Source organism: Rathayibacter sp. SD072 (assembly GCF_017355185.1).
In the GTDB taxonomy this organism is placed as follows: Bacteria; Actinomycetota; Actinomycetes; order Actinomycetales; family Microbacteriaceae; genus Rathayibacter.
The window spans coordinates 29,368-56,009 of the sequence record NZ_JADILJ010000002.1 but is presented as its reverse complement, the minus strand read 5'-3'; the positions used below and the strand labels follow the sequence as shown (position 1 = coordinate 56,009).

Below are 26,642 nucleotides of genomic sequence, written 5' to 3'. Positions count from 1 at the left end.
CAATCGGTCGGCCGCGTGCCGGTCTCGCCGGTCGCGCGGAGGCGCAGTGCTCTCGGCCCGCTGGGGTGCTACGGGCGGACGACGACGCCCTTGCCGACGACGGTGATCCCCGAGTCGGTGACGGTGAACCCGCGCTCGCGGTCGTGGCCGTGATCGACGCCGACACGCGCGCCGGGCTCGACGACGACGTCCTTGTCGAGGATAGCGCGCACCACCAGCGCGTCCGGGCCGATGCGGACCTTGTCGAAGACCACGGAGTCGCTCACTGTCGCGTTCGACTCGATCACGGTCCACGGGCCCACGACGCTGCGCTCGATGTGCGCTCCGGAGATCACGGTGCCGAGCGAGACGACGGAGTCGACGGTCGATCCCATGTTGCCCTTGCCGTCGCGGACGATCTTCGCCGGCGGCGAGTTCAGCTGCGACGAGAAGATGGGCCACTGCTGGTTGTAGAGGTTGAAGACGGGCAGGGCCGAGATGAGGTCCTGGTGCGCTTCGAAGAAGGAGTCGATGGTCCCCACGTCGCGCCAGTAGTAGCGGTCGCGATCGGTGGACCCGGGGACCTCGTTGAGCTTGAGGTCGTAGACGCCCGCCTCGCCGCGTGCGACGAAGTCGGGGATGATGTCGCCGCCCATGTCGTGCGCGGAGGTCGGGAGCTCGCCGTCGCGGATGACCGCGTCGATGAGGGCGTCGGCGTCGAAGACGTAGTTGCCCATCGAGGCCAGGACCTCGTGCGGGGAGTCGGCCAGACCGACCGGGTCCTTGGGCTTCTCGAGGAACTCGGCGATCTTCGTGGGGACGATCCCGTCGCCCGCCTCGTCTCCCGCGAGCTGGATGACGCCGAACTGGTCGGCGAGCTCGATCGGCTGGCGGATGGCGGCGACCGTGGCCTTCGCCCCCGACGCGATGTGCGCGGCGATCATCTGCGAGAAGTCCATGCGGTACACGTGATCGGCGCCGACCACGACCACGATGTCGGGCTTCTCGTCGCGGATGAGGTTGAGGCTCTGCAGGATCGCGTCGGCCGAGCCGCTGAACCACCGCTTGCCCAGACGCTGCTGCGCCGGCACGGAGGCGACGTAGGAGTTGAGGAGGCCGGACAGGCGCCAGGTCTGCGAGACGTGGCGGTCGAGCGAGTGCGACTTGTACTGCGTCAGCACGACGATCTGCGTGAGCCCCGAGTTGATCAGGTTCGACAGCGCGAAGTCGATCAGACGGTACTGGCCGCCGAACGGGACCGCGGGCTTCGCCCGGTCGGCCGTCAGGGGCATGAGCCGCTTGCCCTCGCCGCCGGCGAGGACGATGCCGAAGATCTTCTTTGACTGCATGGCTCAACAGTAGGGGGTGGGGCAGTGCGCGGGACCACGGCTGTCGCGAGGGAATCCGCTGTACTACGGTTCGGGTGTGCGAGTCGATCTGCTGACCAAGGAATATCCGCCCGAGGTGTACGGGGGAGCGGGCGTCCATGTCGCCGAGCTCACCAAGGCGCTGCGCAGCGACCTCGAGGTCGTGGTCCGCTGCTTCGGTGCCCCGCGGGACGAGCCGGGTGCGTTCGCCTACCCGGTGCCGGCGGAGCTCGCGCAGGCCAACGGAGCTCTGCAGACCCTGGGCGTCGATCTGCAGATCGCGCAGGACGCGGCGGGCGCCGACCTCGTCCACTCCCACACCTGGTACGCGAACGCGGCCGGCCGCCTGGCGCAGCTGCTCCACGGCATCCCGCACGTCGTCTCGGCCCACAGCCTCGAGCCGCTGCGACCCTGGAAGGCCGAGCAGCTCGGCGGCGGGTACCGCGTCTCGAGCTGGATCGAGCGCGAGGCGTACGAGAACGCGGACGCCGTGATCGCCGTCTCGGGCGGGATGCGCGCGGACATCCTCCGCTCCTACCCCGCGCTGGACCCGGCGAAGGTGCACGTGGTCTACAACGGCATCGACCTCGACGCCTGGCACCCCGTCGACGACACGACCGTGCTCGAGGGACTCGGGATCGACCCGTCGCGCCCCTCCGTGGTCTTCGTCGGCCGCATCACGCGGCAGAAGGGGCTGCCCTACCTCTTGCGCGCGGCGGCGACCCTGCCTCCCGAGGTGCAGCTCGTGCTGTGCGCGGGAGCCCCCGACACCCCCGAGATCATGGCGGAGGTCACGGCCCTGGTGCGCGGACTCCAGGAGGAGCGGACCGGCGTCGTCTGGATCGACCGCCACCTGCCCCGCCACGAGCTCTCCGCTGTGCTGACCGCGGCGACGACGTTCGTCTGCCCCTCCATCTACGAGCCGCTGGGCATCGTGAATCTCGAGGCGATGGCGTGCGGAGCGGCCGTCGTGGGCACCGCGACCGGAGGCATCCCGGAGGTCGTCGTCGACGGCGTCACCGGGCGCCTGGTCCCGATCGAGCAGGTCACCGACGGGACCGGCACGCCGGTGGACCCCGACACGTACGTCGCCGACCTCGCGGCGGTCCTCGCCGAGGTCGTGGCGGACCCGGAAGCGGCCAAGCGGATGGGCGCGGCGGGTCGCGAGCGCGCGCAGAGCGACTTCAGCTGGACGCAGATCGCGCGCGACACCCGGGCGATCTACGAGTCGCTCGTCTGATCCCTCGGCCGGCTCCCTTTAGGATTGGACGCATGCCCAGCGTCGTCTCGTTCTCCGATGTCTCCTTCGTCCGGAACGGCAAGCGGATCCTCGATCACATCGAGTGGGCCGTGGCCGAGGAGGACCGCTGGGTCGTCCTCGGACCCAACGGTGCAGGCAAGACGTCGATCCTCCAGGTCGCCGCGGCGCAGAACTACCCCTCCAGCGGCACGGCGCAGATCCTCGACGAGACCCTCGGCCGCGTCGACGTCTTCGAGCTGCGCCCCCGGATCGGCTACGCGTCGACCGCGATGGCGCGTCGCCTGCCGGCCGACGAGTCGGTGCTCGACGTCGTGATGACCGCCGCCTACTCGGTCACCGGACGCTGGAACGAGTCGTACGACGCGGTGGACGAGCGACGGGCGCGTCGGGTCCTGGCCGAGTGGAAGCTCGACCACCTCGCCGAGCGCACCTTCGGCACCCTCTCGGACGGTGAGCAGAAGCGCGTGCAGATCGCGCGCGCCATCATGACCGACCCCGAGCTCCTCCTGCTCGACGAGCCCGCTGCGAGTCTCGACCTCGGCGCCCGCGAGGAGCTCGTGCAGCTGCTCGGAGGCTTCGCGAAGGACCCTGCCTCCCCGGCGATCGTCATGGTGACGCACCACGTGGAGGAGATCCCCGAGGGCTTCACCCACGCACTGCTGCTGCGCGACGGCGCGGTCGTCGCGTCCGGTCCGCTCGCCGAGGCTCTGACCGAGCAGACCCTGTCGGACACCTTCGGCCTCGACATCGCCCTCACCCGCGAGGACGGCCGCTACTCCGCTCGCGCCCGCAGCTGAGCGACTCGCCGAGATCGGGTCGGGCGCTCCTTCTGGGGACCCCTCAGATCTGCTATTCTCGGTAGCTGGTTCGGGCCCGTTCTCGTGCGCCCACCACCTCTTCCACCCGTTCCCGTCGACGACAGGTGCGGTTCAGGACCAACGAGCGACAGGACACGACCATGAAGACCGACATCCACCCCGAGTACTCCGCGATCGTCTTCCGCGACCTCGCCTCCGGTGAGACCTTCCTCACCCGCTCGACCGCGAAGAGCAGCAAGACCATCGAGCTCGACGGCGTCACCTACCCGGTGATCGACGTCGAGATCTCGTCGGCCTCGCACCCGTTCTACACGGGCAAGCAGCGCATCATGGACTCGGCCGGCCGCGTCGAGAAGTTCAACAGCCGCTACAAGAATTTCGGCAAGTAGCACGTCCTCCGAAGGGCCCTCGACCTCGCGGTCGGGGGCCCTTCGTCGTCCCGTCGGGCGGTGGTAGCGTCCGGGCATGGTGTCCTTCGCCGACAAGCCGATCCTGCCCTTCGTCACCGCAGCCCAGTGGGACGGGTACCTCGCGGACGCGCCCGACCCCGGCGGCGTGCGGCTGAAGCTGCGGAAGAAGGCTGCCGTCGACCCCGGTCTGACCTACGCAGAGGCGCTCGACGTCGCGCTCTGCCACGGCTGGATCGACGGGCAGGCGGGAGCCTTCGACGAGCAGTTCAAGCTCCAGGCGTTCACTCCTCGACGGCGGGCGAGCCCCTGGTCGCAGGTGAACCGCGAGCACGTCGCGCGACTGCTCGAGGAGGGGCGCATCCGGCCCGCCGGTCTCGCCGAGATCGAGCGGGCGAAGACCGACGGGCGCTGGGACGCGGCGTACCGGCAGAAGGGCGCGGAGGTGCCTCCCGACCTGCTCGCGGCGCTCGAGTCGGATCCGACGGCCGGCGCCTTCTTCGACACCGTCGGCGGGCAGAAGCGCTTCGCGTTCCTCTTCCGACTGCAGCAGCTCAAGCGCCCGGAGTCGCGTGAGCGCAGGATCAGGGAGTACGTCGAGCTGCTGCACGACGGCCGCACCCTCACCTGAGCGGGACGCGTCAGTGGCGGACGGGCCACGCTCCGTCGGCGACGAACGCCTCGTCGCGCACGCGGCGCATGTACTCCTGGAACGACTCGGCCTGGTCTCGGCACCAGTCGACCTGCAGGGCGTGCAGGGCGTCGGCACCGACTCCGAGCTCGTCGGCGAACGCGCGACCCAGCGCCTGGGCGACCCGGCCGGCGGCGACGGCGTCGGCTCCGGCGTCGTGCGCCTCGGTGAGGCTCACTCCGTAGTGCTCGGCGGCGAGGGTGAGGGTGCGCTTGCCCCTGCGGTAGCGGTCGACCGCCTTGTCGATGACGAGCGGGTCGATGACGGGGCTCGGATCGATCAGCACCGGCACGCCCCACCGGCGCGCTTCGTGAGCCAGGAGCGAGAGATCGTAGGGAGCGTTGTAGACGACGACCGGGACGCCCCGCGCGAGCAGGGAGCGCAGGGCCTCCGACACCTCGGCGACGACCTCGCCGGCGGGACGGCCGTGGGCGCGGGCGTGCTCGGTGCTGATGCCGTGGACCGCGCTGGCGCCTGCGGGGATCTCGACGCCGGGATCGGCGAGCCAGGTGGTGCCCTCGATCGGCTCGCCGTCGGCTCCGATCACACCCACGTGCGCGGTGACGATGCGACTCGTGCGCACGTCGATGCCGGTGGTCTCGAGGTCGAAGACGGCCAGCAGATCGAACCAGGGCGCATCCTCCGCGGGAGCGAGCTCCGCGCCGCCGCGGAGGGGCACCCCGTCATGCCCGACGACGCGGTCGGCGAACGGGGCGTCATCGAACGCGTCGTCATCGAACAGGGTCGGCTCGGTCGCTGCGGTGATGCTCACGCGGACAGCCTAGGCGGGGCCTCCGACATCGGCCGGAAGCCCCGCGGGCGTGCGTCAGCGCTCGTGACCCGCCTTGGCGACGTGCAGCCAGAAGAAGCCCTGTGTGCCCAGCGTCATGGTCAGAGTGCCGTCCTCGGAGAAGCCGGGGAAGCGGCCGCCGCCGAAGAGGTCGCTGAGCGTCGATCCCGGGTTCTCGGGGTCCGTGATGGTGACCGAGACCGGGTTGTGGTTGAAGCTGAAGACGCAGAGCACCTCCTCCGGCTGGTCGCCCATTGCGGAGCCGGAGCCGGCGTAGTCGCGGACGAAGGCGAGCACCGACTCGTGGTCGGTCTCGAGCACGCGCATGGAGCCCAGGCCGAAGGCCGGGTGCCCGCGGCGCACGTGCAGCACGTTCCGCATCCAGTGCAGGAGTGAGCGGGACTGGGCGAGCTGCGCCTCCACGTTCACCTGGTTGTAGTGGTAGACGAGCGACTGCACGATCGGCTGCACGAGCTTGCCGGGGTCGGCGGCCGAGAAGCCGGCGTTGCGGTCGGGCGTCCACTGCATCGGCGTGCGGGAGGCGTCGCGGTCGTTGAGCCAGATGTTGTCGCCCATCCCGATCTCGTCGCCGTAGTAGAGGAACGGGCTGCCCGCGAGCGAGAACAGGAGCGCGTTGATCAGCTCGAGCTCGGCGCGGGAATTGTCGAGCAGCGGTGCGAGGCGGCGCCGGATGCCGATGTTGGAGCGCATCCGCGGGTCGTAGGCGTACCAGCCGTACATCGCCTGGCGGTACTCCTCGGAGACCATCTCGAGCGTGAGCTCGTCGTGGTTGCGCAGGAACACGCCCCACGCGGCTCCGGTGGGGATGTCGAAGGTCTCGGACAGGACCTTCTTCAACTCGTTGGCCGTCTGCGCGCGGAGCGAGTAGAAGATGCGGGGCATGACCGGGAAATCGAAGGCCATGTGGCACTCCGGCTCCTCCTCGGTGCCGAAGAACGCGGCGACCTCGCGAGGCCACTGGTTCGCCTCCGCGATCAGGATGCGGCCCGGGTAGTCGCGGTCGACCATCTGGCGGAGGTTCTTGATGAAGTCGTGCGTCGGCGGCTCGCCCTCGCCGTTGCCCTCGTCGGACTCGTAGAGATAGGGGATCGCGTCCAGGCGGATGCCGTCGACACCGAGGTCGAGCCAGAACTTGACCACGTCGTGGATCGCCTCGTGGACTGCCGGGTTCTCGAAGTTGAGGTCCGGCTGGTGCGAGAAGAAGCGGTGGAAGTAGAACTGCCGGCGCTCGGAGTCGAACGCCCAGTTCGAGTCCTCGGTGTCGACGAAGATGATGCGGATGTCGGGGTAGCGGTCGTCGGTGTCGTTCCAGACGTAGAAGTCGCCGTAGGGCCCCTCGGGGTCGGATCGCGACTGCTGGAACCACTCGTGCTGGTCGCTGGTGTGGTTCAGCGGGAAGTCCATGACGATGCGCATGTTGCGCTCGTGCGCCTTGCGCACCAGATCGCGGAAGTCCTCCATCGTGCCGAACTCGGGGAGGATCGCCTTGAAGTCCGAGACGTCGTAGCCGCCGTCGCGCAGCGGCGACATGTAGAAGGGCGGGAGCCAGAGCGCGTCGATGCCGAGCCACTGCAGGTAGTCGAGCTTGGACGCCAGTCCGTTGATGTCGCCGGCGCCGTCCCCGTTCGAGTCGTAGTACGACCGGATCATGACCTCGTAGAACACCGCACGGCGGTACCACTGGGGATCGAGGGCGAGTCCGGGGAGTTGGATCGGCGACGTGAAGCTCACGGTGCTCCTTCTGCTGCTGCCTGAGCGGATGACCGTCACGAGGACGGGGCGGTGCGTCGCGATGCGAGCGCGTGTTCATGCTCCCGGCTCGGATCGCGGCCACGCAAGGCGTTGCGGCGAGAAGTTCGGGGAGCTTTGCCTACGATGGGGTACCGAGATGACCGTCGCTTCGCCCTACGCCGCCGACCTCGGACGACTCCCGATCCGGGAGGCCTCCGCGGCCGTCTCCGGGGTGTCCACCGCCTACTGGACCTACGGTTCCGACGACGCTGCGACGGTGATCGTCCTGGTGCACGGCTTCCGCGGCGAGCACCACGGCCTCGAGCCCGTGATCGCCCGGCTGCTGGCCGGCGGAGCGGACGTCCGGGTGATCGCCCCGGACCTGCCCGGCTTCGGCGCCTCGCCGCCGATGACGGCCCACGCGCACGACGTCGACGGCTACGCGGTCTGGCTCGGGGAGTTCCTCGACGCGCTGGGGCTGCGCGGCGAGGCGGTCGTGCTCGGTCACTCCTTCGGCTCGATCGTCGCGGCCGCCGCCGTCGCGGGCGGGCTGCCGACCCCCTTGCTCGTGCTGGTGAACCCGATCTCCGCCCCCGCGCTCGCGGGGCCCCGCGGGGTGCTCACCCGGCTCGCCGTCCTCTACTACCGACTCGGCGCCGTGCTCCCGCGGGCGCTGGGCTACCGGCTCCTGCGCGATCCTCTCGTCGTGCGGATCATGAGCCTCTCGATGGTGAAGACGAAGGAGCCGGCTCTGCGGCGCTTCGTGCACGATCAGCACGACCGCTACTTCAGCGCGTTCGCGTCGCGCGACACGGTGCTCGAGGCGTTCCGCGCCTCCGTCTCGCACGATGTGAGCGAGTACGCCGCCCGGATCACGGTGCCGACGCAGCTCATCGCCGCCGCACAGGACGACATCACGCCGATCGCCGCGCAGCACCGGCTCCTCGAGGCGCTGCCCCATGCGCGGCTGCACGTGATCGACGGCGTCGGCCACCTCATCCACTACGAGGCCCCCGACGAGGCCGCCGCCGTCGTCCGCCGTGCCCTCGAGGAGGGGATCGACCGATGAGGATCGTCGTCGACTGCCGGTACACCCGCCTCGAGCGCCACGACGGCATCAGCCGTTACACGGCCGAGCTCGTGCGCGAGCTGTCGGCTCTGCACGACGTGACGATGCTGATCAGCGATCGCCGGCAGCTCGCGATGCTGCCCGATCTGCCGTGGGAGAGGGTGACCTCGCCGACGGGCCCGTTCGAGCCGTTCGTCGCGCTGCTCGTGAACCGGCTGAAGCCCGACGTGGTCTTCTCGCCGATGCAGACCATGGGGTCGCTCGGTCGCCGCTACCGGCTCGTGCTCACCGTCCACGACCTCATCTACTACCGCCACCGCACGCCTCCGCGCGATCTGCCGCTGCCCGTGCGGGGACTGTGGCGGCTGTACCACCTCGCCTGGTGGCCGCAGCGCCGGCTACTGCAGCGCGCGGACGCCGTCGTGACGGTGTCGGAGACGACCCGCACCCTGATCCGGGAGCACCGCCTGACCACGCGACCTGTCGTCGTCGTTCCCAACGCCGCGTCGGCCCCGGACGAGGCCAGCGCGGCCCTCGCCGCCTCGCTGCCCGACCGCTCCGGAGCGCGCTCGCTCGTCTACATGGGCTCGTACATGCCCTACAAGAACGTCGAGACGCTGGCCCGCGCCATGCGGCTCCTGCCCGACTACGAACTGCACCTGATGAGCCGGGCGAGCGAGGAGACCGTCGAGACGCTTCGCTCGCTCGCTCCGACCGCGAAGCTGGTGTTCCACCAGGGGGCGGACGACGTCACCTACCGGTCGGTGCTCGCCCGCGCGAGCGCCCTCGTGAGCGCGAGCCGGGACGAGGGCTTCGGGATCCCTCTGGTCGAGGCCATGGCGCTCGGCACACCGGTCGTGGTGAGCGACATCCCGATCTTCCGCGAGATCGCCGGAGACGCCGCGGTGCTGGTCGATCCCACGAGCGCCGAGGACGTCGCGCGGGGCGTGCGGACGCTCGAGGACCCGGTGCTCTGGCGGGAGCGGTCCGCCCGCTCGCGCGAGCGCGCCGCGGCGTACTCGTGGCGGGACTCCGCCCGCACGCTCTTCGAGCTGCTGAGGGACCTCGGCCGCCGCTGAGAGCCGGGGTCCTCAGCCCGCGGTCGGGCTGAGGACGTCCTCGAGATCGGCGTCCACCACGACCACGTCGCCGGAATCGTCGAACGCGACGATCCGCAGCGCGCCGTCGACGATCGCGAAGTCGTGCCGCGAGCCGTTGCCGACGGTGATGCCCTGGGGTGGCAGAGCGTCCTCGCTGAGCGAGCGGAGGAGGCTGCCGATCACGGCTCCGTGCGTCGCGACGATCACCCGCTGGTCGGGGAAGCGCTCGGCGACCTCGAGCAGAGCCTCCGTGGCCCGGGCGACCACCTCGGACCGCGTCTCGCAGCCGGGGATCCGCGCTCCCTCGATGCCGCCCGGGAAGAGCGCCCGGAGGTCGTCGCCGGTCATCCCCTCCGCCTCGCCGTAGGCGCGCTCGGCGAGGCCGGGCACCACGACCGGCTCGGGCAGTCCGAGTCCGCGGGCGATGATCGCGCCGGTCTCGTGGGCGCGCTGCAGCGGGCTCGAGACGACCGCGTCCCAGGAGCGCTCGCCCAGGATCCGCGCGGCGGCGCGGGCCTGGGACCGGCCGATGTCGTTCAAGGGGATGTCGCTGGCGCCCTGGATGCGGCGGGCGGCGTTCCAGTCGGTCTGACCGTGGCGGACGAGGGTGAGCTGGGTCACGGGGAGCCTCTCGAGGAGCGGGGAGGGCGACGCCCTCGTCAGCGGGCGGGCAGGCGGTCGGCGAGGGCGCGGAGGACCTCGCTCGTGCCGCCGTCGATCTTGATCGCGGCGCGGGAGTCGCCCTTGGTGGTGCCGCGGTTGACGATGACGATCGGCATCTTGCCGCGACGGGCGATCTCGAGGAAGCGGATGCCGGAGTTGACGACCAGGGACGAGCCGGCCACCAGGAGGGCGTCGGCGCCGGCGACGATGGCGCGCGCCTCCTGGAAACGCTCCGTCGGGATGAACTCGCCGAAGAAGACGATGTCCGGCTTGAGGATCCCGCCGCAGACGGTGCACGCGGGCACGGTCATGGCCGAGACGTCGTGGACCTCGGCGTCGCCGTCGGGGTTGAGGGAGGACACTCCGGGGTCGTCGAGCCAGGGGTTCGCCTCGGCGATGCGGTCGGCCACGGCGTCTCGGGCGAAGTACTGCCCGCAGGTCATGCAGCGCACCCGGTCGGCGGAGCCGTGGAGATCGACCACGCGACGCGACCCGGCGCGCACGTGCAGACCGTCGACGTTCTGCGTGACGACCCCGGTGAGCACGCCGTTCTCCTCCAGGCGCGCCAGCGCGCGGTGCCCGTCGTTGGGCAGGGTGCTCGTGAAGCGCCGCCAGCCGATCTGGCTGCCCGCCCAGTAGCGCTTGCGGTACTCCGGGTCGGCGACGAACTGCGAGTAGGTCATCGGAGTGCGCACGGGCGCTCCCGCCCCGCGGTAGTCCGGGATGCCGGAGTCGGTGCTGACGCCCGCCCCCGTGACGGCGGCGATGCGGCGTCCGCTGAGGAGTTCGACGGCCTGCTCGATCGCCTCGGCACGCGTGCCGTCGGCGTCCGGTGTCGGACTCGACTCCATCCGCGCCTCCCGTCAGCGGGCCCCGCGAGTGCGAGGGGCCCGTCTCGAAGTCTAGAGCGCCCCGGTGCCCTAGGGTGCCGGGATGCCGATCGTGCACATCGCGGACCTCGACCACCCCCTCCTCGCCGACTACCACCGGCTGACCGATGTCGCCCTGCGGCGGGTGCTGGAGCCGGAGGGCGGCCTCTACATCGCGGAGTCGTCGAAGGTGATCGGACGCTCGCTCGACGCAGGGCACCGTCCGCGGTCGGTCCTGGTCCAGGAGAAGCGGCTGCCGGACGCCGCGGAGGTGCTCGAGCGCTTCCCCGAGGTCCCCGTCTTCGTCGCACCGGACGCGATGATCGAGGAGCTCACGGGCTTCCACCTGCACCGCGGGGCGCTGGCCTCGATGCACCGGCCGGTGCTCCCCTCCGTGACCGAGCTGCTCGCGGACGCGCGGCTCGTGGTGATCCTGGAGGACCTCGTCGACCACACGAACGTCGGCGCCGTGTTCCGCGCCGCCGCGGGGATGGGGGCCGACGCGGTCCTCGTGACGCCGCGCTGCGCCGATCCGCTCTACCGCCGGAGCGTCCGGGTCAGCATGGGGACCGTGCTGCAGGTGCCGTGGACCAGGACGCCCGAGTGGGGACCGGCGCGCGAGGAGCTGCTGGCGGCGGGGTTCTCGATCGCGGCGCTCGCGCTCGCCCCCGACGCGGTGCCGTTGGACGTGTACGCGGCCGGGCGGCCCGAGCGGGTGGCCGTCGTGCTCGGAGCCGAGGGCGACGGGCTGAGCCGCGCGGCGCTCGACGCGGCGGACACCGTCGTCACGATCCCGATGCTGCACGGGGTCGACTCGCTCAACGTGGCCTCCGCGGGCGCGGTGGCGCTCTGGGCGCTGACGCGACCGGGCGGACGCTGAGTCGCGACCGCCCCGGCGGGGTCCCCGGCAGCGCGGCGCGCCCCGCCTACGATGACGGGGTGAGCTCCCCGACGCGACCCGACAACTCGCCGCTCGACGTCTTCGGAGCAGTGGAGGCGGAGAACCCGGCGCCTCCCGCCCCCGCGCCTCGCCGCCGGATGCGCCCGGGCGCGATCGTGGGCGCCGTGCTCGCAGCGGTCCTCGTCGGCGGTGGCGGGGCCTACGCGGCCACGGCGGCGAGCGCCGATCTGCCCGAGGCCACCGCACTGGTGGCCCGGACGTCCCCGGCGGTGCTCGATGCTCCCGCCCTCGCCTGGCCGTCGTACGGCTCGGGAGCGATCACCGCGCTCGGCTTCGACGGTGCGGAGGAGGACGGCGTCCTCGCGCGCTACGGCTCCACCGAACCCGTGCCGACGGGCAGCATCGCCAAGGTCGTCACGGCGCTCGTGATCCTCGCGGCGAAGCCGATCGCCGAGGGGACCGACGGGGAGACGATCACCTTCACCGACGCGGACGTCGGCTACTACGCCGAGTCCCTGGCCGAGAACGGCTCGGTCGCACCGGTGTCGGCGGGCCTCGAGCTGACGCAGCGCGAGGCTCTGACGGTGCTGATGCTCCCCTCCGCCAACAACTACTCGAAGTCGCTGGCGATCTGGGCGTTCGGATCGGAGGAGGCGTACCTCGCCGCCGCGCGCACCTGGCTCGACGGGCAGGGCCTCACCCGCACCGTTGTCACCGACACGAGCGGGCTCTCCCCGGACACGGTGAGCACGACCGCCGACATGGTGCGGCTGGGCGAGCTGCTGGTCGCCGATCCGGTGCTGGCGCCGATCGTCGCCCTGCCCACCGCGGACATCCCGGGAGTGGGCACGATCGAGAACACGAACACCCTGCTCGGCCGCGGGGGAGTGGACGGGATCAAGACCGGGACGACGGACGAGGCGGGGTCCTGCCTGCTGTTCTCGGTCGACACGACGGTCGAGGGTCAGCCGGTCACCCTCGTCGGGGTGGTCGTGGGTGCGCGCACCCATCCTCAGCTCGCCGCCGACGTCCTGACGCTGCTCCCGAGCGTCGAGGCGGGTTTCCGCACGGTGCCGCTGACGACGGAGGGGCAGGACTTCGGCTCGTACACGAGCCTCTGGGGCGACTCCGCCGTCGCCGAGACCGCCGAGGCGCGGTCCGTCCTGACCTGGGGCGCCGCGACGACGAGCACGACCGTCGCCCTCGATCCGCTCGACACCGTCGAGGACGGATCGAGCGTGGGGACCGTCACCGTCGAGGTCGACGGCACGCCGTACGAGCTGCCCCTCGTGGCCGACGGCGCGATCGAGGACCCCGGATTCGGCTGGCGCCTGACGCACCCGGCCGAGCTGCTCGGCTAGTCGACTCCGTCGACGACGATGCGGACACCGGCGGTCGCGATGTCGGCGGCGACCTGCTCGGGCGTCGCGTTGCCGGGGGCGGCGGTGCCCGGGGCCGAGGGAGCCGGCTGCGCCCGGTCGGCACCGGCGCGGTAGGGCTCGGCCGACGGCCGCTTGGCCGTGATGAAGTCTCCCGAGGACTGGTGCCGCACCCGGCGCAGCACCCACGGGACGAGGTACTCCCTCGCCCACTTGACGTCCTCCGTCCGTGCGGCGCGCCAGGTGGGCGTCGGCAGCGGCTCGGGCGCGAGGGGCCTCAGGGAGTTCTCGACGGCGAGCGCGTCGAGGACCATCCGCGCGACCTCGTGGTGACCGTGCGGATTGAGGTGCAGGCGGTCGGGCGCCCACATCCGCACGTCCTGGATCTCCTGGAGCGACCACTGGTCGGCGACGATGCAGTCGTAGCGCTTCGCGAGAGCGCGCAGGTTCTCGTTGTAGATCGCCACTTTGCCGCGGATCCGCCCGAAGACGGGGGAGAAGCCGACGTCGACGCCCGTGAAGAGCACCACGGTGGCGTCGTCCGAGCGCAGGCGGGCGAGCCCCGACTCGAAGCGCGACGCGATGTCGTCAGGGTCGGTCCCCGGGCGGATGACGTCGTTGCCGCCTGCGGAGATGGTGATCAGGTCGGGGCGCAACTCCAGCGCCGGCTCGATCTGCTCGTCGAGGATCTGCTGCAGCAGCTTCCCCCGGACGGCGAGGTTGGCGTAGGCGAAGTCGTCGACCTGGCTGCCGAGGACCTCGGCCACCCGGTCGGCCCAGCCGCGGTGCCCGCCGGGGCTCGCGGGTTCGGGATCGCCGATCCCCTCGGTGAAGGAGTCGCCGAGGGCGACGTAGCGGGACCACGGATGACGCTGCTCGACCATCCCTCCATTCTGCTCCGGCGCCACTGCGGCGGGATCCGTCGTGCGGACGATCACGACACGCCCGCCGACTGCGCCGTGCTGCGCTCGATCGCGCGGTCGGGGAGCCGGTGTCGGTGCCGTCGGCTAGCGTTGGCGCACGTGAACAGTCCCTCGAGCTTCGGTCATCAGGTCGGCACCTCCGCTGCGGAGCACCTGTCCCCGTCGTTCCCCGGACGCGCTCCGTGGGGCACGGCGAACAAGCTCCGCGCGTGGCAGGCGGAGGCCCTCGAGGCCTACTTCCAGACCGAGCCGCGCGATTTCCTCGCCGCGGCGACGCCGGGCGCCGGCAAGACGACCTTCGCGCTCCGCCTCGCGGCCGAACTCCTGCACAACCGCACGGTCGACCGCATCACGGTCGTCGCGCCGACCGAGCACCTCAAGCGCCAGTGGGCCGAGGCCGCGCACCGGGTCGGCATCCGGCTCGACCCCACCTTCACGAACAGGATGGGGCGCCACGCCCGGCACTACCACGGCGTCGCCGTGACGTACGCCCAGATCGCGGTCCGCCCCGAGCTGCATCGCGAACTCACGCTCTCGGGTCGCTCCCTCGTGATCCTCGACGAGGTCCACCACGGCGGAGACGCGCTCAGCTGGGGCGACGCGATCCGCGAGGCCTTCGAGCCCGCGGTGCGCCGGCTCTCCCTGACGGGCACGCCGTTCCGCTCCGACACCGCGCCGATCCCCTTCGTCAGCTACCTCCCCGACGAGGAGGGCATCCGCACCTCCCTGACGGACTACGCCTACGGCTACGGCCGCGCGCTCGCCGACGGAGTCGTCCGTCCCGTCCTGTTCATGGTCTACGCCGGGCAGATGCGCTGGAAGTCGAAGGCGGGCGACGAGATGGAGGCGCGGCTGGGCGAGGGCAACACGAAGGACATCACCTCGCAGGCCTGGCGGACGGCGCTGGACCCCAAGGGCGACTGGATCCCCTCGGTGCTGCGGGCCGCCAATACGCGGCTGAGCGAGGTGCGCCGGGCGATCCCCGACGCCGGCGGACTGGTCATCGCGACCGATCACTACGCGGCCCGCGCCTACGCCGCGATGCTCCGCGAGATCAGCGGCGAGCCCGTGACCGTCGTCCTGTCGGACGAGAAGGAGGCGAGCGACCGGATCGAGGAGTTCTCGAAGGGCACGAGCCGGTGGATGGTCGCCGTGCGCATGGTGTCGGAGGGCGTCGACGTGCCGCGACTCGCGGTCGGCGTGTACGCGACGTCGGCCTCGACTCCGCTGTTCTTCGCCCAGGCGATCGGCCGGTTCGTGCGCGCCCGCCGCCGCGGCGAGACCGCGTCGATCTTCCTCCCCAACGTGCCGGGCCTGCTGGCGCTGGCGAGCTCGATGGAGCAGCAGCGCGACCACGCGCTGGACCGCAAGAGCTCGGACGACGAGGAGTACCCCGAGGCCGACCTGATGGCCGACGCCGAGCGGCAGGAGAAGGCGTCCTCCGAGCTCCTCGAGGAGGGGCGCTTCGAGTCGCTCGGTTCCGCCGCGACCTTCGACCGCGTCGTCTACGAGGGCGCCGAGTTCGGCATGGAGGTCGAGGTCGAGAGCGAGGAGGAGCTCGACTTCATCGGCCTGCCGGGGCTCCTCGAGCCGGATCAGGTGCGCGAGCTCCTGCAGCACCGCCAGCAGCGCCAGGCGAAGCGCGCAGGAACGCGGCCGGGAGCGGCCGCTGCCGCACCGGAGGCGAAGGAGAGCGAGATCCCGGCCCCGCTCTACCGCACGCTCAAGGAGCAGCGGAGCCTCCTCAACTCGCTGGTGGGGCTGTGGGCCCGCAACACGGGGGAGACCCACGGGCAGGTCCACACCGAGCTGCGACGGCTCTGCGGCGGCCCGGCGGTCGCGCAGGCCAGCGTGACGCAGCTGCAGGCCCGCATCGACCTCCTGCGGCGCAGGATCGGCTCGCACTGATCCGGAGCGCCTCGCTAGCCGATCATCCGGGCGCGGCGCCAGCCCCTCCGGCAGGATCGGTGCCGCCCGTACTGTTCCAAGCGTGACCTCGCCGCTGCTCCCGATCCGACCGTCGAGCCCGCGCTCCGCGGCGCAGAACGTGAGCCGGGACGGCGACCTGTGAACCCCTCCGACCCGGGCCTCCCGGCTGAGTCGGAGGAGGCCCTCGCTAAGGTGGGCAGTCGGTCCGTCGCGAAGGTGATGGACCATCACCCCCGACGTCGGGCATCCGCGGACCGAACGACGGCCTCATCCGGATCGCCCGAGACCACACCCCAGAGGAGTCTCGTGGAGACCTGGCCCGGAACCGCCTACCCCTTGGGCGCCACTTTCGACGGAAGCGGCACGAACTTCGCTCTCTTCAGCGAGATCGCCGATCGCGTCGAGCTCTGCCTGTTCGACGACGACGGCACCGAGACGCGAGTCGACGTGCTCGAGTCGGACGCCTACGTCTGGCACTGCTACCTGCCGCAGGTGCAGCCCGGCCAGAAGTACGGCTACCGCATCCACGGTCCGTACGACCCGGCCGCCGGCCAGCGCTGCAACCCCAACAAGCTGCTGCTCGACCCCTACGCGAAGGCCGTCGCGGGCGAGATCGACTGGGACCAGTCGCTCTTCTCGTACACCTTCGGCGACCCCGACTCGACGAACGACGAGGACTCGGCGCCGCACATGATGATGGGCGTCGTCATCAACCCGTTCTTCGACTGGGCAGGCGACCGCCGTCCCCGCATCTCGTACGACCGCACGGTCATCTACGAGGCGCACGTGAAGGGGCTCACGAAGAGCCACCCCGACATCCCGGAGGAGCTGCGCGGCACGTACGCGGGCGTCGCGCACCCCGCGGTCATCGCGCACCTCAAGCACCTGGGCATCACGGCGATCGAGCTGATGCCCGTGCACCAGTTCGTCAACGACTCGACGCTGATCGAGAAGGGGCTGTCGAACTACTGGGGCTACAACACCATCGGCTTCTTCGCGCCGCAGAACACCTACTCCTCCACGGGCGACCAGGGCCAGCAGGTCCAGGAGTTCAAGAGCATGGTGCGCGCGCTGCACGCGGCCGGCATCGAGGTCATCCTCGACGTGGTGTACAACCACACCGCCGAGGGCAACCACCTCGGTCCGTCGCTGTCCTTCCGCGGGATCGACAACGAGGCGTACTACCGCCTCGTCGACGACGACAAGCGCTACTACATGGACTACACCGGCACGGGGAACACCCTGAACGTCCGGCACCCGCACTCGCTGCAGCTGATCATGGACTCGCTTCGCTACTGGGTGACCGAGATGCGCGTCGACGGGTTCCGCTTCGACCTCGCCTCGGCGCTCGCGCGGGAGTTCTACGATGTCGACCGCCTCTCCACCTTCTTCGAGCTCGTGCAGCAGGACCCGGTGGTCTCGCAGGTGAAGCTCATCGCCGAGCCCTGGGACGTCGGCCCCGGCGGGTACCAGGTGGGCAACTTCCCCCCGCAGTGGACGGAGTGGAACGGAAAGTACCGCGACACCGTGCGCGACTTCTGGCGCGGGGAGCCCTCCACGATGGGCGAGTTCGCCTCGCGCCTCACAGGCTCGGCCGACCTCTACGCCCGCTCGGGCCGCTACCCGGTCGCGTCGATCAACTTCGTCACCGCTCACGACGGCTTCACCCTGCGTGACCTGGTCTCGTACAACGAGAAGCACAACGAGGCGAACGGGGAGGACGGCAACGACGGCGAGTCCCACAACCGCTCGTGGAACCACGGCGTCGAGGGCCCCACCGACGACCCGACCGTGCTCGGCCTGCGCGCTCGGCAGCAGCGCAACTTCCTGGCGACCATGCTCATCTCCCAGGGCGTCCCGATGATCCTGCACGGCGACGAGCTCGGGCGCACTCAGAACGGCAACAACAACACCTACGCCCAGGACAGCGAGCTGACCTGGATCGACTGGTCGACCGCCGACCGCCCGCTGCTGGAGTTCACGGCGGCGCTGATCCGCCTCCGCGCCGAGCACCCGACCTTCCGACGCGGCCGCTTCTTCGACGGGCGCCCCGTGCTGCGCGGCTCCGAGGAGCCGCTGCCCGACATCGTCTGGTTCAAGTCGGACGGCACCGAGATGAGCCCGTCGGACTGGGACTCCGGTCTGGACCGCTCGGTGGGCATCTACCTCAACGGCAACGGCATCCGCGAGCGCGACGAGCGCGGCCAGCCCGTGACCGACGACAGCTTCCTCCTCTACTTCAACGCCGATGACGTCGACGTCGAGTTCAGGGTCCCGAGCGACGAGTACGCGCTGGCGTGGGCGGTGCTCGTCGACACGGCGGGCGCCGAGGCCGACTCCGTGCCGCGTCCGGCGGGGGCGATGCTGACCGTCCAGGCGAAGTCGCTCGTGATCCTCCAGGAGCACAGCGCACCCGAGCCCGAGGTCGACCACTCCGTCGCCGCCTCCCTCGCCTCGCTCGCCGCCACCTCGGCGATCCCGATCGTCGGGACCACCAGCCCCCACGCGGAGTCGACCGACTCCGCGACCGCCTCTTCGACAGGAGCCTGACGTGCGACTGCCCGCTTCGACCTACCGACTCCAGATCCGCTCCGGCTTCGATCTCGACGAGGCGGCGCAGATCGCCGATTACGTGCGCTCGCTCGGCGCCGACTGGCTCTACTTCTCCCCGCTGCTGACGGCCGAGCCCGGCTCCGACCACGGCTACGACGTCGTCGACCACTCGCAGGTCGACCCGGCGCGCGGCGGAGGCGAGGGCCTGGCCCGCGCCGCGGCCGCCGCCAAGGCCGAGGGTCTCGGCGTCCTGATCGACATCGTGCCGAACCACATGGGCGTCGCGACGCCGAGCAAGAACTCCTGGTGGTGGGACCTCCTGAAGAACGGGAAGTCGTCCCGCTACGCGACCGCGTTCGACATCGACTGGGAGGCAGGCGGGGGCAGGCTGCGCGTCCCGATCCTGGGTGACGGCGCGAGCGAGGGCGACAGCGACAGCGAGCTCGACGCCCTCGAGGTCGTCGGCGACGAGCTGCACTACTACGAGAACCGCCTGCCGATCGCGCCCGGCACCGCCGAGCCCGGCGACTCCGGTCGCGTGGTGCACGAGCGTCAGAGCTACGAGCTGGTGAACTGGCGCCGAGCGGACGCGGAGCTCAACTACCGCCGCTTCTTCGCGGTGAACACCCTCGCCGCCATCACCGTCGAACGACCCGAGGTGTTCGACGCCTCGCACCGCGAGATCGTCCGCTGGTTCACCGAGGGACTGGCCGACGGCCTCCGGGTCGATCACCCGGACGGCCTCGCCGACCCGGGCGGGTACCTCGACGACCTCGCTCGCGCCATCGGCGGAGCGCCGGTGTGGGTCGAGAAGATCCTCGAGGGCGACGAGACCCTTCCGGCGCACTGGGCGACGGTGGGCACGACCGGTTACGACGCCCTCGCCGACATCGATCGGATCCTCGTCGACGCCGACTCGCGGCACGTGCTGGAGGGTCTGGACGCGGAGCTCGGCGGCGGCGGCTCGCCCGTCGTCTGGGCCGATCTGATCCACGACACCAAGCGCGGCATCGCGGACGGGATCCTCCGCTCCGAGGTCCTGCGGCTCGCCCGACTGATCCCCGAGGTCGACGGGGCGGACGACGCGATCGCCGAGCTGCTCGCGACGTTCCCGGTGTACCGCAGCTACCTGCCGTACGGAGCGGAGCACCTCGAGCACGCCCGAGTCGACGCCGTGCACCGGCGCCCGGAGATCGCCCGCACGATCGATCGAGTCGCGGAGCTGCTCGGCGAGACCGGCACTCCCGTCTCCGTGCGCTTCCAGCAGACCTCCGGCATGGTGATGGCCAAGGGCGTCGAGGACACGGCCTTCTACCGGTACAGCCGGCTCACGTCGCTGAACGAGGTCGGAGCGGACCCCGACGAGTTCTCCATCGAGCTCGAGGAGTTCCACCGCCGTCAGGGCGTGCGCCAGGCCTCGTTCCCGGCGTCGCTCACCACCCTCTCGACGCACGACACGAAGCGGGGCGAGGACACGAGGGCGCGCATCACGGCCCTCGCGGAGGAGCCCGAGGTCTGGGCCGGGACCCTGCGATCGCTGCACTCGCTGGTCGGATTCGGCGACGGACCCGTCGAGCACCTCCTCTGGGAGGCGGTCGTCGGGTCGTGGCCCGCGTCGCGCGAGCGGCTGCACGCGTACGCCGAGAAGGCCTCCCGCGAGGCGGGCAGCTCGACGAAGTGGACCGCTCCCGACGAGGCGTTCGAGAAGCGGATGCACGCGGCGGTCGACGCCGCGTTCGACGACGCCGAGGTCCGCCGTCTGATCGAGGAGACCGTCGCCCGCGTGCAGGCGACGGGCTGGTCGAACAGCCTCTCGGCCAAGCTCGTGCAGCTGACGGCGCCCGGGATCCCGGACGTCTACCAGGGCAGCGAGCTCTGGGAGACCTCCCTCGTCGATCCGGACAACCGCCGTCCGGTCGACTTCGCCGAGCGGCGCTCCCTGCTCGAGCGGATCGACGGAGGGTGGGTCCCCGGGATCGACCAGGAGGGCGCGGCGAAGCTGCTCGTCACCTCTCGCGCGCTGCGGCTGCGCCGCGACCGTCCGGAGCTGTTCACGCGCTACGCCCCGGTCTTCGCCATCGGAGAGGCACGGGAGAACGTCATCGCCTTCGATCGCGGAGGCGCCCTGACCGTCGCCACGCGGCTCCCGCACGGCCTCGAGCAGGCCGGCGGCTGGGGCGGGACCGTGCTCGTGCTGCCGGGGCACCCCGTGCAGGACCTGCTCACCGGGCGCACCTTCGCGGGAGGCACCACTCCCGTCGCCGAGATCCTCGGCGGCGGACTCCCGGTCGCGCTGCTCGTCCCGGTCGCCTGACCCTCCGGCCGGGGCTCTCCGCCCCGGCCGGCGCCCCACCTCCCGTCTGCCCGACCCGCTCAGGAGCTCCCCGTGATCAGTACGACCCCCTACCGCTACGCCCTCGCCACCGCCGGGCCGGACCGCTTCGACGTCTGGGCCCCCGAGGCCTCGACCGTCGAGCTCGTGATCGAGGGCGGCGACCCCGTCGCGATGACGAGGAGGGGTCAGGAGGGCTGGTGGCGCGTCTCCGGCTCCGCTCCCGCCGGTGAGGTCGACTACGGCTACCGCGTCGACGGTTCCGGCCCGTTCCCGGACCCGCGCTCGCGTCGCCAGCCCGGCGGGGTGCACGAGCTGTCGCGCACCTACGACCCCGCCGTGCACGCGTGGCAGGACGGCGCCTGGACGGGCCGCCAGCTGGCCGGAGCGGTGATCTACGAGCTGCACATCGGCACGTTCACCCCCGAGGGGACGCTGGACGCCGCGGCGGGCAGGCTCGACCACCTGCGCTCGCTGGGCGTGGACTTCATCGAGATCCTGCCCGTCAACGCGGTGAACGGCACGCACAACTGGGGCTACGACGGTGTGCTCTGGTACGCCGTCCACGAGCCGTACGGGGGACCGGAGGCGTACCAGCGCTTCGTCGACGCGGCGCACCGCGCCGGCATGGGCGTGATCCAGGACGTGGTCTACAACCACCTCGGCCCCAGTGGCAACTACCTCCCCGAGTTCGGCCCCTACCTCAAGAACGAGAAGGCCAACACGTGGGGCAGCTCCGTCAACCTCGACGGTGAGGGCTCGGACGTCGTCCGCGGCTACATCATCGACAACGCGCTGATGTGGCTGCGCGACTACCACGTCGACGCGCTGCGGCTGGACGCGGTCCACGCGCTCGTGGACGAGCGGGCGGTGCACGTGCTCGAGGAGATGGCGTCCGAGGTGGCGGTCCTCTCGGCGCACGTGGGACGCCCGCTCACCCTGATCGCCGAGTCCGACCTCAACGATCCGACGCTGATCACCCCGCGCGAGGCGGGCGGCTACGGTCTCGACGCGCAGTGGAGCGACGACTTCCACCACGCGGTGCACGTCGCCCTGACCGGCGAGACCACCGGCTACTACGAGGACTTCGCCCCGCTCGGATCCCTCGAGAAGGTGCTGACCCGCGGGTTCTTCCACGACGGCACCCTCTCGACCTTCCGAGGCCGTCACCACGGTCGGCCGATCGACACGGAGCGGATGCCCGCGTGGCGCCTCGTGGTCTGCAGCCAGAACCACGACCAGATCGGCAATCGGGCGATCGGCGACCGCCTCACGGCGACCCTCGACGAGGGCCGGCTCGCGATCGCTGCGGCGCTCACCCTGCTGGGCCCGTTCACTCCGATGCTCTTCATGGGCGAGGAGTGGGCCGCATCGACTCCCTGGCAGTTCTTCACCTCGCACCCCGAGAAGGACCTGGGCGAGGCGACGGCGAAGGGCCGCATCGCGGAGTTTGCGAAGATGGGCTGGGATCCCGAGGTCGTTCCCGACCCGCAGGACCCCGAGACCTTCACCCGATCCCGGCTCGACTGGTCCGAGGCCCAGGAGGGGCGCCACGCCCGGATCCTCGGTGTGTACCGCGAGCTCGGCGCTCTGCGCCGTCGGTTCCCCGAGCTGACCGACCCGCGGTTCGGCTCGCTCGTCGTCGACTTCGATGAGGAGCAGCGCTGGCTGACTCTGGGCCGCGGCCGGGTGACGATCGCGATCAACGTCGGCGACGCGGCGACCCGCGTGCCGCTGCCCGAGGTCGCCGAGTCGCTCCTGGGCGTCGGCGAGTACGCGGCGCAGCCGGGCGACACCGAGGTCGATCTGGGCGCCTCGTCGCTGCTGATCACCCTCACGACCGCGGACTGATCCGGGGTTCCTCGAACCGTCGGGCTCCCGGAGGGACGGCTCGCCTCGCGGCGGGTCGTCCCTCCGCCGTCGTGCGCTCAGCGCAGCGGTGCCGCGTACTCGGCGGCGGCGACGACGCGCACGCCGTCGTCGTGCACGAGCAGCAGCGCTCGGAGCGGGATGGCGCGGCGGTGGCACGCGGCGGCCAGGTAGCGGGCGAGCACCCGATCGGTCTCGCCGAGGAAGGCCCGACCCGGCCGTTCGAGCGCGAAGGCGAGCGAGCCGACCTCCTGATGGGCGACCGCCTTGGCGAGCGTCGCCACGATCCTCTCGGTGCGCGCCTCGTCGGGGTGCACGGGGAGCCCGTCGACGGGGTAGAGGATCGGCAGCTGGAAGCCCTCGCGGTCGAGGAGGATCGGCCAGAGGGCTCGGCGGTAGGCCGGGCCGATCAGCGAGGAGACCCGCTCGCGCAGATCCCTGTCGTCGAGCAGCGGCGCGTCCAGGTGCGGGAGCGGGCCGGCGGAGTGGGTGGTCGTCATGGGATCGCTTTCTCGTGGAGCGTGCGATCGCGGGAGCGGTCGTCGCCGGTTGCCGGTGGTCATCGGAAGTTGCGGGAGGTCGTTCGAGCGCCGACCGAGAGGGGTTCGAAGCGGTCGGCGATCAGGTTGGTGACGCCTTCCCGGGAGCGCTCGAGGATTCCGCGGACGAGCAGGGCGGGCGCTTCCCGGGCGATGCGCCGGTAGCGGTTCCATACTCCGACGGAGCAGATCACGTTGAGGATCCCGTGCTCGTCCTCGAGGTTCATGAAGGTCACTCCGCCGGCTGTGGAGGGACGTTGGCGGTGGATCACCACCCCGGCGACCTCGATCCGCGTCCCGGAGGAGGTGCCGGGCAGGTCGGCCGTCGAGCGGGCTCCACGAGCCTGCAGATCGGTGCGGAGGTGGCGGAGCGGATGGTCGTCGGGCGAGACGCCGGTGGCCCAGAAGTCGAAGACGACACGCTCCTGCGCCGAGAGCATCGGCAGCAGCGGCGGCTGGACCGCGACCACCGATCCCGCGAGGAACTCCTCGCGGTCCGAGGCGGCCGTCCCGGCCTCCCAGAGGGCCTGGCGACGATCGAGCCCGAGGGAGTCGAACGCCCCCGCGGCGCCGAGCGCCTCGAGCTGGGTCGCGTTCGCCCCCACCCTCCGCGAGAGGTCGGACATGCTCGCGTACGCGCCTCCCCGCTCGCGCTCGGCCACGATGCGCTCGGCGAGGGCGTCCCCGATGCCCTTCACACCGGCCAGCCCGAGGCGGATGACGAAGTGCGCGTCGCGGCGGTGGTCGTCGGTGTCGAAGTGCTCCGACCCGTCGAAGAGGCCGGTCGGCGGCTGGTGGGGCGAGAGGCACTCCTCACGGCCGTACGCCGCCCCGCGACGTCGGGGGCGCGGTGCCTCCTCCGCCGCCTCGAGCCCGGGGTGCGGGAGCGACCGGTTCACGTCGGGGGACTCGACGCGCACCCCGTGCCGCCGGGCGTCGGCGACGAGGGTGTGCGGAGCGTAGAACCCCATCGGCTGCGCGCGGAGCAGAGCCGCCGTGAACGCCGCCGGGTAGTGGAGCCGCAGCCATGCGCTCGCGTAGACGAGCAGGGCGAAGCTGATCGCGTGGCTCTCGGCGAAGCCGAAGTTCGCGAACGCCTGGATCCGGGTGTAGATGTCGTCGGCCACCTCGCCGGTGATGCCGTTGCGCTCCATGCCCTGGTAGAGCCGCTCGCGCAGGGTCTCGATCTTCTCCGTGCCCCTCTTGGACCCCATGGCCCGCCTCAGGAGGTCGGCGTCCTCGGCGTTGCAGTCGCCCACCGCGACGGCCACCTGCATGAGCTGCTCCTGGAAGAGCGGGACGCCCAGGGTGCGCTTGAGAGGGGTGACGAGAAGGGGGTGCTGGTACGTCACCGGCTCCTCGCCGAGTTTGCGCCGGATGTAGGGGTGCACCGCTCCGCCCTGGATGGGTCCGGGACGGATCAGGGCGACCTCGATCACCAGATCGTAGAAGCGGCGCGGCTGCAGCCGGGGCAGGGTGCCCATCTGGGCGCGGCTCTCGACCTGGAACACCCCGATCGAGTCGGCGCGGCAGAGCTGGTCGTAGACGCCCTTCTCCTCCCGAGGGATGGTGGAGAGGTCCCACTTCTCGCCGACGTGCTCGGCGACGAGGTCGAAGGTGTACTGCAGGGCGGCGAGCATCCCGAGACCGAGCAGGTCGAACTTGACGAGGCCCATCCAGGCGCAGTCGTCCTTGTCCCACTGCAGCACGGTCCGCTTCTCCATCCGCGCAGGCTCGATCGGGCACACCTCGCCCACCGGGCGGTCGGTGAGGACCATGCCTCCTGAGTGGATCCCGAGGTGCCGCGGCGCGCCGAGGACGCGGGTGGCGAGGGCGACGACGTCGTCGGGGATGTCGTGGTCGGTGCTCTCGACGATCGCGCCCCAGGACTCGACCTGCTTCGACCAGCCGTCCTGCTGGCCCGGGCTGTAGCCCAGGGCCTTCGCCATGTCGCGGACGGCGAACTTGGGCCGGTAGGTGATGACGTTGGCCACCTGTGCGGCGTTCAGCCGGCCGTACTTCTCGTAGACGTGCTGGATGACCTCCTCGCGCCGTTCCGAGTCGAAGTCGACGTCGATGTCGGGCTCCTCGTCGCGGATGCTCGAGAGGAAGCGCTCGAACGGGAGGTCGTAGAAGATCGAGTCCACCGCCGTGATGCCCAGGACGTAGCAGACCGCGGAGTTCGCGGCCGAACCGCGGCCCTGGCAGAGGATCCCCTTCCCCTTGGCGAAGTGCACGATGTCGTGGACGATCAGGAAGTAGCCGGGGAAGTCCTTGGCCTCGATGACCGCCAGCTCCTTCTCGAGCCGGTCGAGCACGTCGGAGTCGGCCTGCGGGTACTTGTCGGGCACGGCCCGGCGCACGAGCTCGCGCAGCCAGCTCATCGGCGTGTGCCCGTCCCCGACCTCCTGGCGGGGGAGCCGGGGTCTGACCCGGCCCAGCTCGAAGGCGATCTCGTCGGCCACGAGGACCGTGGTCTCGACGGAGCCCGGGTAGCGCGCGAACCGCTCGGCCATCTCGGCTCCGGAGCGCAGGTGCGCTCCTGCGGCGGCGGGCAGCCAGCCGTCCATCTCGTCGAGGCTGCGCCGTGCTCGGACTGCCGCCAGCGCTGTCTGCAGCGGACGGTCCTCGGGGCGGGCGTAGTGGACGTTCCCGGTCGCCACCCGCCGCACTCCGAGACGCTCCGCGATGCCGGCGAGCTGGTCGTTGTGCAGCGAGGCGAGCGGATCGCCGTGGTCGTACAGCTCGACGATCACGTTGGCGGCTCCGAAGAGGCGCACGAGCTCGCGCACCTCCTCCTCGGCCGCCGATTCCCCGCTCGCGACCAGCGCCTGGCGCACAGCGCCCTTCCGGCATCCCGTGAGGACGATCCAGTGGCCCCCTGCCGCCTGTGCGAGCTCCTCGAGGTCGTAGCTGGGCTTGCCCTTCTCGGCGCCGGCGAGCTGGGCGGTCGTCAGGGCGCGGGCGAGCCGGTGGTAGCCCTCCTCGCGGCGCGCGAGCACCAGCAGGTGGGAGCCCTCGGGATCCGCGACGCCGTTCTGGGGAGCGCGCAGTCCGAGCGAGAGCTCGGCGCCGAAGGCGGTCCGGACGGGGTGGCCCTGCGCCGCCTCGGCCATCCGGACGATCCCGTACAGGCCGTCGTGATCGGTCAGGGCGAGGGTGTCGATGCCGAGACGGACCGCCTCCTCCACCAGCTGCTCGGGTCGGTTCGCTCCGTCGAGGAAGCTGAAGTTGGAGTGGGCGTGCAGCTCGGCGTAGGGCACCTTCCGATCGGGGGAGCGGACGTCGTCGCCCGCCGTGTAGGCCGGCCGCTTGTGCGACCACGCGGGGCTGTCCCCGCCGTCCCCCTGGACGGGGCTGCCATCGGCCCTGCGCCCCGAGGAGAGGCGTCGTTCGAACTCCGACCAGGGGATCGGCGGGTTGTTCCAGCCCATGGGGCTCCTTCTGAGAG

20 protein-coding genes are annotated in these 26,642 nt (G+C 71.3%); 12 read left to right on the top strand and 8 right to left on the bottom strand.

Annotated elements, in window-relative coordinates; all coding sequences use genetic code 11:
* Positions 1-68 precede the first annotated feature (68 nt).
* Positions 69-1,328: a glucose-1-phosphate adenylyltransferase gene (locus tag IOC53_RS01345; protein WP_207402596.1), complete on the bottom strand. Its 1,260-nt coding sequence runs from the start codon at positions 1,326-1,328 to the stop codon at positions 69-71.
* A 76-nt stretch (positions 1,329-1,404) separates the two neighbouring features.
* Between IOC53_RS01345 and glgA the strand changes: the two genes are divergently transcribed.
* The 4 genes from glgA to IOC53_RS01325 all read left to right on the top strand — a co-directional run bounded on the left by glgA (position 1,405) and on the right by IOC53_RS01325 (position 4,463).
* Positions 1,405-2,586 carry a glycogen synthase gene (glgA, locus tag IOC53_RS01340; RefSeq protein ID WP_207402595.1) on the top strand — a complete coding sequence of 394 codons (1,182 nt, stop codon included), beginning with the start codon at positions 1,405-1,407 and terminating at the stop codon, positions 2,584-2,586.
* Positions 2,587-2,618: 32 nt separating this feature from the next.
* Positions 2,619-3,404, top strand: a complete 786-nt coding sequence (locus tag IOC53_RS01335) for an ABC transporter ATP-binding protein (RefSeq protein WP_207402594.1) — start codon at positions 2,619-2,621, stop codon at positions 3,402-3,404.
* Positions 3,405-3,565: 161 nt separating this feature from the next.
* Positions 3,566-3,814 (top strand): type B 50S ribosomal protein L31, encoded by a 249-nt coding sequence (locus IOC53_RS01330; RefSeq protein ID WP_068253003.1) that lies wholly within the window; start codon positions 3,566-3,568, stop codon positions 3,812-3,814.
* A gap of 76 nt (positions 3,815-3,890) precedes the next feature.
* Positions 3,891-4,463 carry a YdeI family protein gene (locus IOC53_RS01325; RefSeq protein ID WP_207402593.1) on the top strand — a complete coding sequence of 191 codons (573 nt, stop codon included), beginning with the start codon at positions 3,891-3,893 and terminating at the stop codon, positions 4,461-4,463.
* A gap of 10 nt (positions 4,464-4,473) precedes the next feature.
* Here IOC53_RS01325 and IOC53_RS01320 read toward each other — a convergent pair whose 3' ends face one another.
* The gene (locus IOC53_RS01320; protein ID WP_207402678.1) at positions 4,474-5,202 is read right to left on the bottom strand and encodes a 3'-5' exonuclease; all 729 of its coding nucleotides are present in this window, start codon (positions 5,200-5,202) and stop codon (positions 4,474-4,476) included.
* 147 nt (positions 5,203-5,349) lie between these two features.
* Positions 5,350-7,065, bottom strand: coding sequence for a maltose alpha-D-glucosyltransferase (treS, locus tag IOC53_RS01315; RefSeq protein ID WP_207402592.1), 1,716 nt, complete (start codon positions 7,063-7,065; stop codon positions 5,350-5,352).
* Between the two features lie 157 nt (positions 7,066-7,222).
* Between treS and IOC53_RS01310 the strand changes: the two genes are divergently transcribed.
* Together IOC53_RS01310 and IOC53_RS01305 are read left to right on the top strand one after the other, a co-directional pair.
* Positions 7,223-8,134 (top strand): alpha/beta fold hydrolase, encoded by a 912-nt coding sequence (locus IOC53_RS01310; RefSeq protein ID WP_207402591.1) that lies wholly within the window; start codon positions 7,223-7,225, stop codon positions 8,132-8,134.
* Complete coding sequence (locus IOC53_RS01305; protein WP_207402590.1) at positions 8,131-9,213, top strand: glycosyltransferase family 1 protein; 1,083 nt, start codon at positions 8,131-8,133, stop codon at positions 9,211-9,213. Before IOC53_RS01310 ends, IOC53_RS01305 begins: the two co-directional genes overlap by 4 nt.
* 12 nt (positions 9,214-9,225) lie before the next feature.
* Here IOC53_RS01305 and IOC53_RS01300 read toward each other — a convergent pair whose 3' ends face one another.
* Positions 9,226-9,855: a histidine phosphatase family protein gene (locus IOC53_RS01300; RefSeq protein WP_207402589.1), complete on the bottom strand. Its 630-nt coding sequence runs from the start codon at positions 9,853-9,855 to the stop codon at positions 9,226-9,228.
* A gap of 38 nt (positions 9,856-9,893) precedes the next feature.
* The gene (locus IOC53_RS01295) at positions 9,894-10,748 is read right to left on the bottom strand and encodes a Sir2 family NAD-dependent protein deacetylase (protein WP_207402588.1); all 855 of its coding nucleotides are present in this window, start codon (positions 10,746-10,748) and stop codon (positions 9,894-9,896) included.
* 82 nt (positions 10,749-10,830) lie between these two features.
* Between IOC53_RS01295 and IOC53_RS01290 the strand changes: the two genes are divergently transcribed.
* Entirely contained in the window at positions 10,831-11,646 is an 816-nt protein-coding gene (locus IOC53_RS01290; RefSeq protein ID WP_207402587.1) for an RNA methyltransferase, read from the top strand.
* A 59-nt stretch (positions 11,647-11,705) separates the two neighbouring features.
* Positions 11,706-13,028 carry a D-alanyl-D-alanine carboxypeptidase family protein gene (locus IOC53_RS01285; RefSeq protein WP_207402586.1) on the top strand — a complete coding sequence of 441 codons (1,323 nt, stop codon included), beginning with the start codon at positions 11,706-11,708 and terminating at the stop codon, positions 13,026-13,028.
* On the opposite strand, the gene IOC53_RS01280 is transcribed toward IOC53_RS01285, so the two are convergent.
* Positions 13,025-13,930 carry an SGNH/GDSL hydrolase family protein gene (locus IOC53_RS01280; protein ID WP_207402585.1) on the bottom strand — a complete coding sequence of 302 codons (906 nt, stop codon included), beginning with the start codon at positions 13,928-13,930 and terminating at the stop codon, positions 13,025-13,027. The genes IOC53_RS01285 and IOC53_RS01280 overlap by 4 nt on opposite strands.
* Positions 13,931-14,068: 138 nt before the next feature.
* Between IOC53_RS01280 and IOC53_RS01275 the strand changes: the two genes are divergently transcribed.
* From IOC53_RS01275 to treZ, 4 genes are all read left to right on the top strand, one after another.
* On the top strand, positions 14,069-15,877 hold the full coding sequence (locus tag IOC53_RS01275; RefSeq protein ID WP_307786020.1) for a DEAD/DEAH box helicase: 1,809 nt from the start codon (positions 14,069-14,071) through the stop codon (positions 15,875-15,877).
* A 327-nt stretch (positions 15,878-16,204) separates the two neighbouring features.
* Positions 16,205-18,448: a glycogen debranching protein GlgX gene (gene glgX / locus IOC53_RS01270; protein ID WP_207402583.1), complete on the top strand. Its 2,244-nt coding sequence runs from the start codon at positions 16,205-16,207 to the stop codon at positions 18,446-18,448.
* Between the two features lies 1 nt (position 18,449).
* A complete protein-coding gene (gene treY / locus IOC53_RS01265) occupies positions 18,450-20,765 on the top strand; it encodes a malto-oligosyltrehalose synthase (protein ID WP_207402582.1) in 2,316 nt (771 codons plus the stop codon).
* Between the two features lie 72 nt (positions 20,766-20,837).
* On the top strand, positions 20,838-22,634 hold the full coding sequence (treZ, locus tag IOC53_RS01260) for a malto-oligosyltrehalose trehalohydrolase (protein ID WP_307786019.1): 1,797 nt from the start codon (positions 20,838-20,840) through the stop codon (positions 22,632-22,634).
* 77 nt (positions 22,635-22,711) lie between these two features.
* Here treZ and IOC53_RS01255 read toward each other — a convergent pair whose 3' ends face one another.
* Entirely contained in the window at positions 22,712-23,152 is a 441-nt protein-coding gene (locus tag IOC53_RS01255; RefSeq protein WP_207402581.1) for a hypothetical protein, read from the bottom strand.
* Between the two features lie 59 nt (positions 23,153-23,211).
* Entirely contained in the window at positions 23,212-26,625 is a 3,414-nt protein-coding gene (locus IOC53_RS01250; protein ID WP_207402580.1) for an error-prone DNA polymerase, read from the bottom strand.
* Between the last annotated feature and the right edge of the window lie 17 nt (positions 26,626-26,642).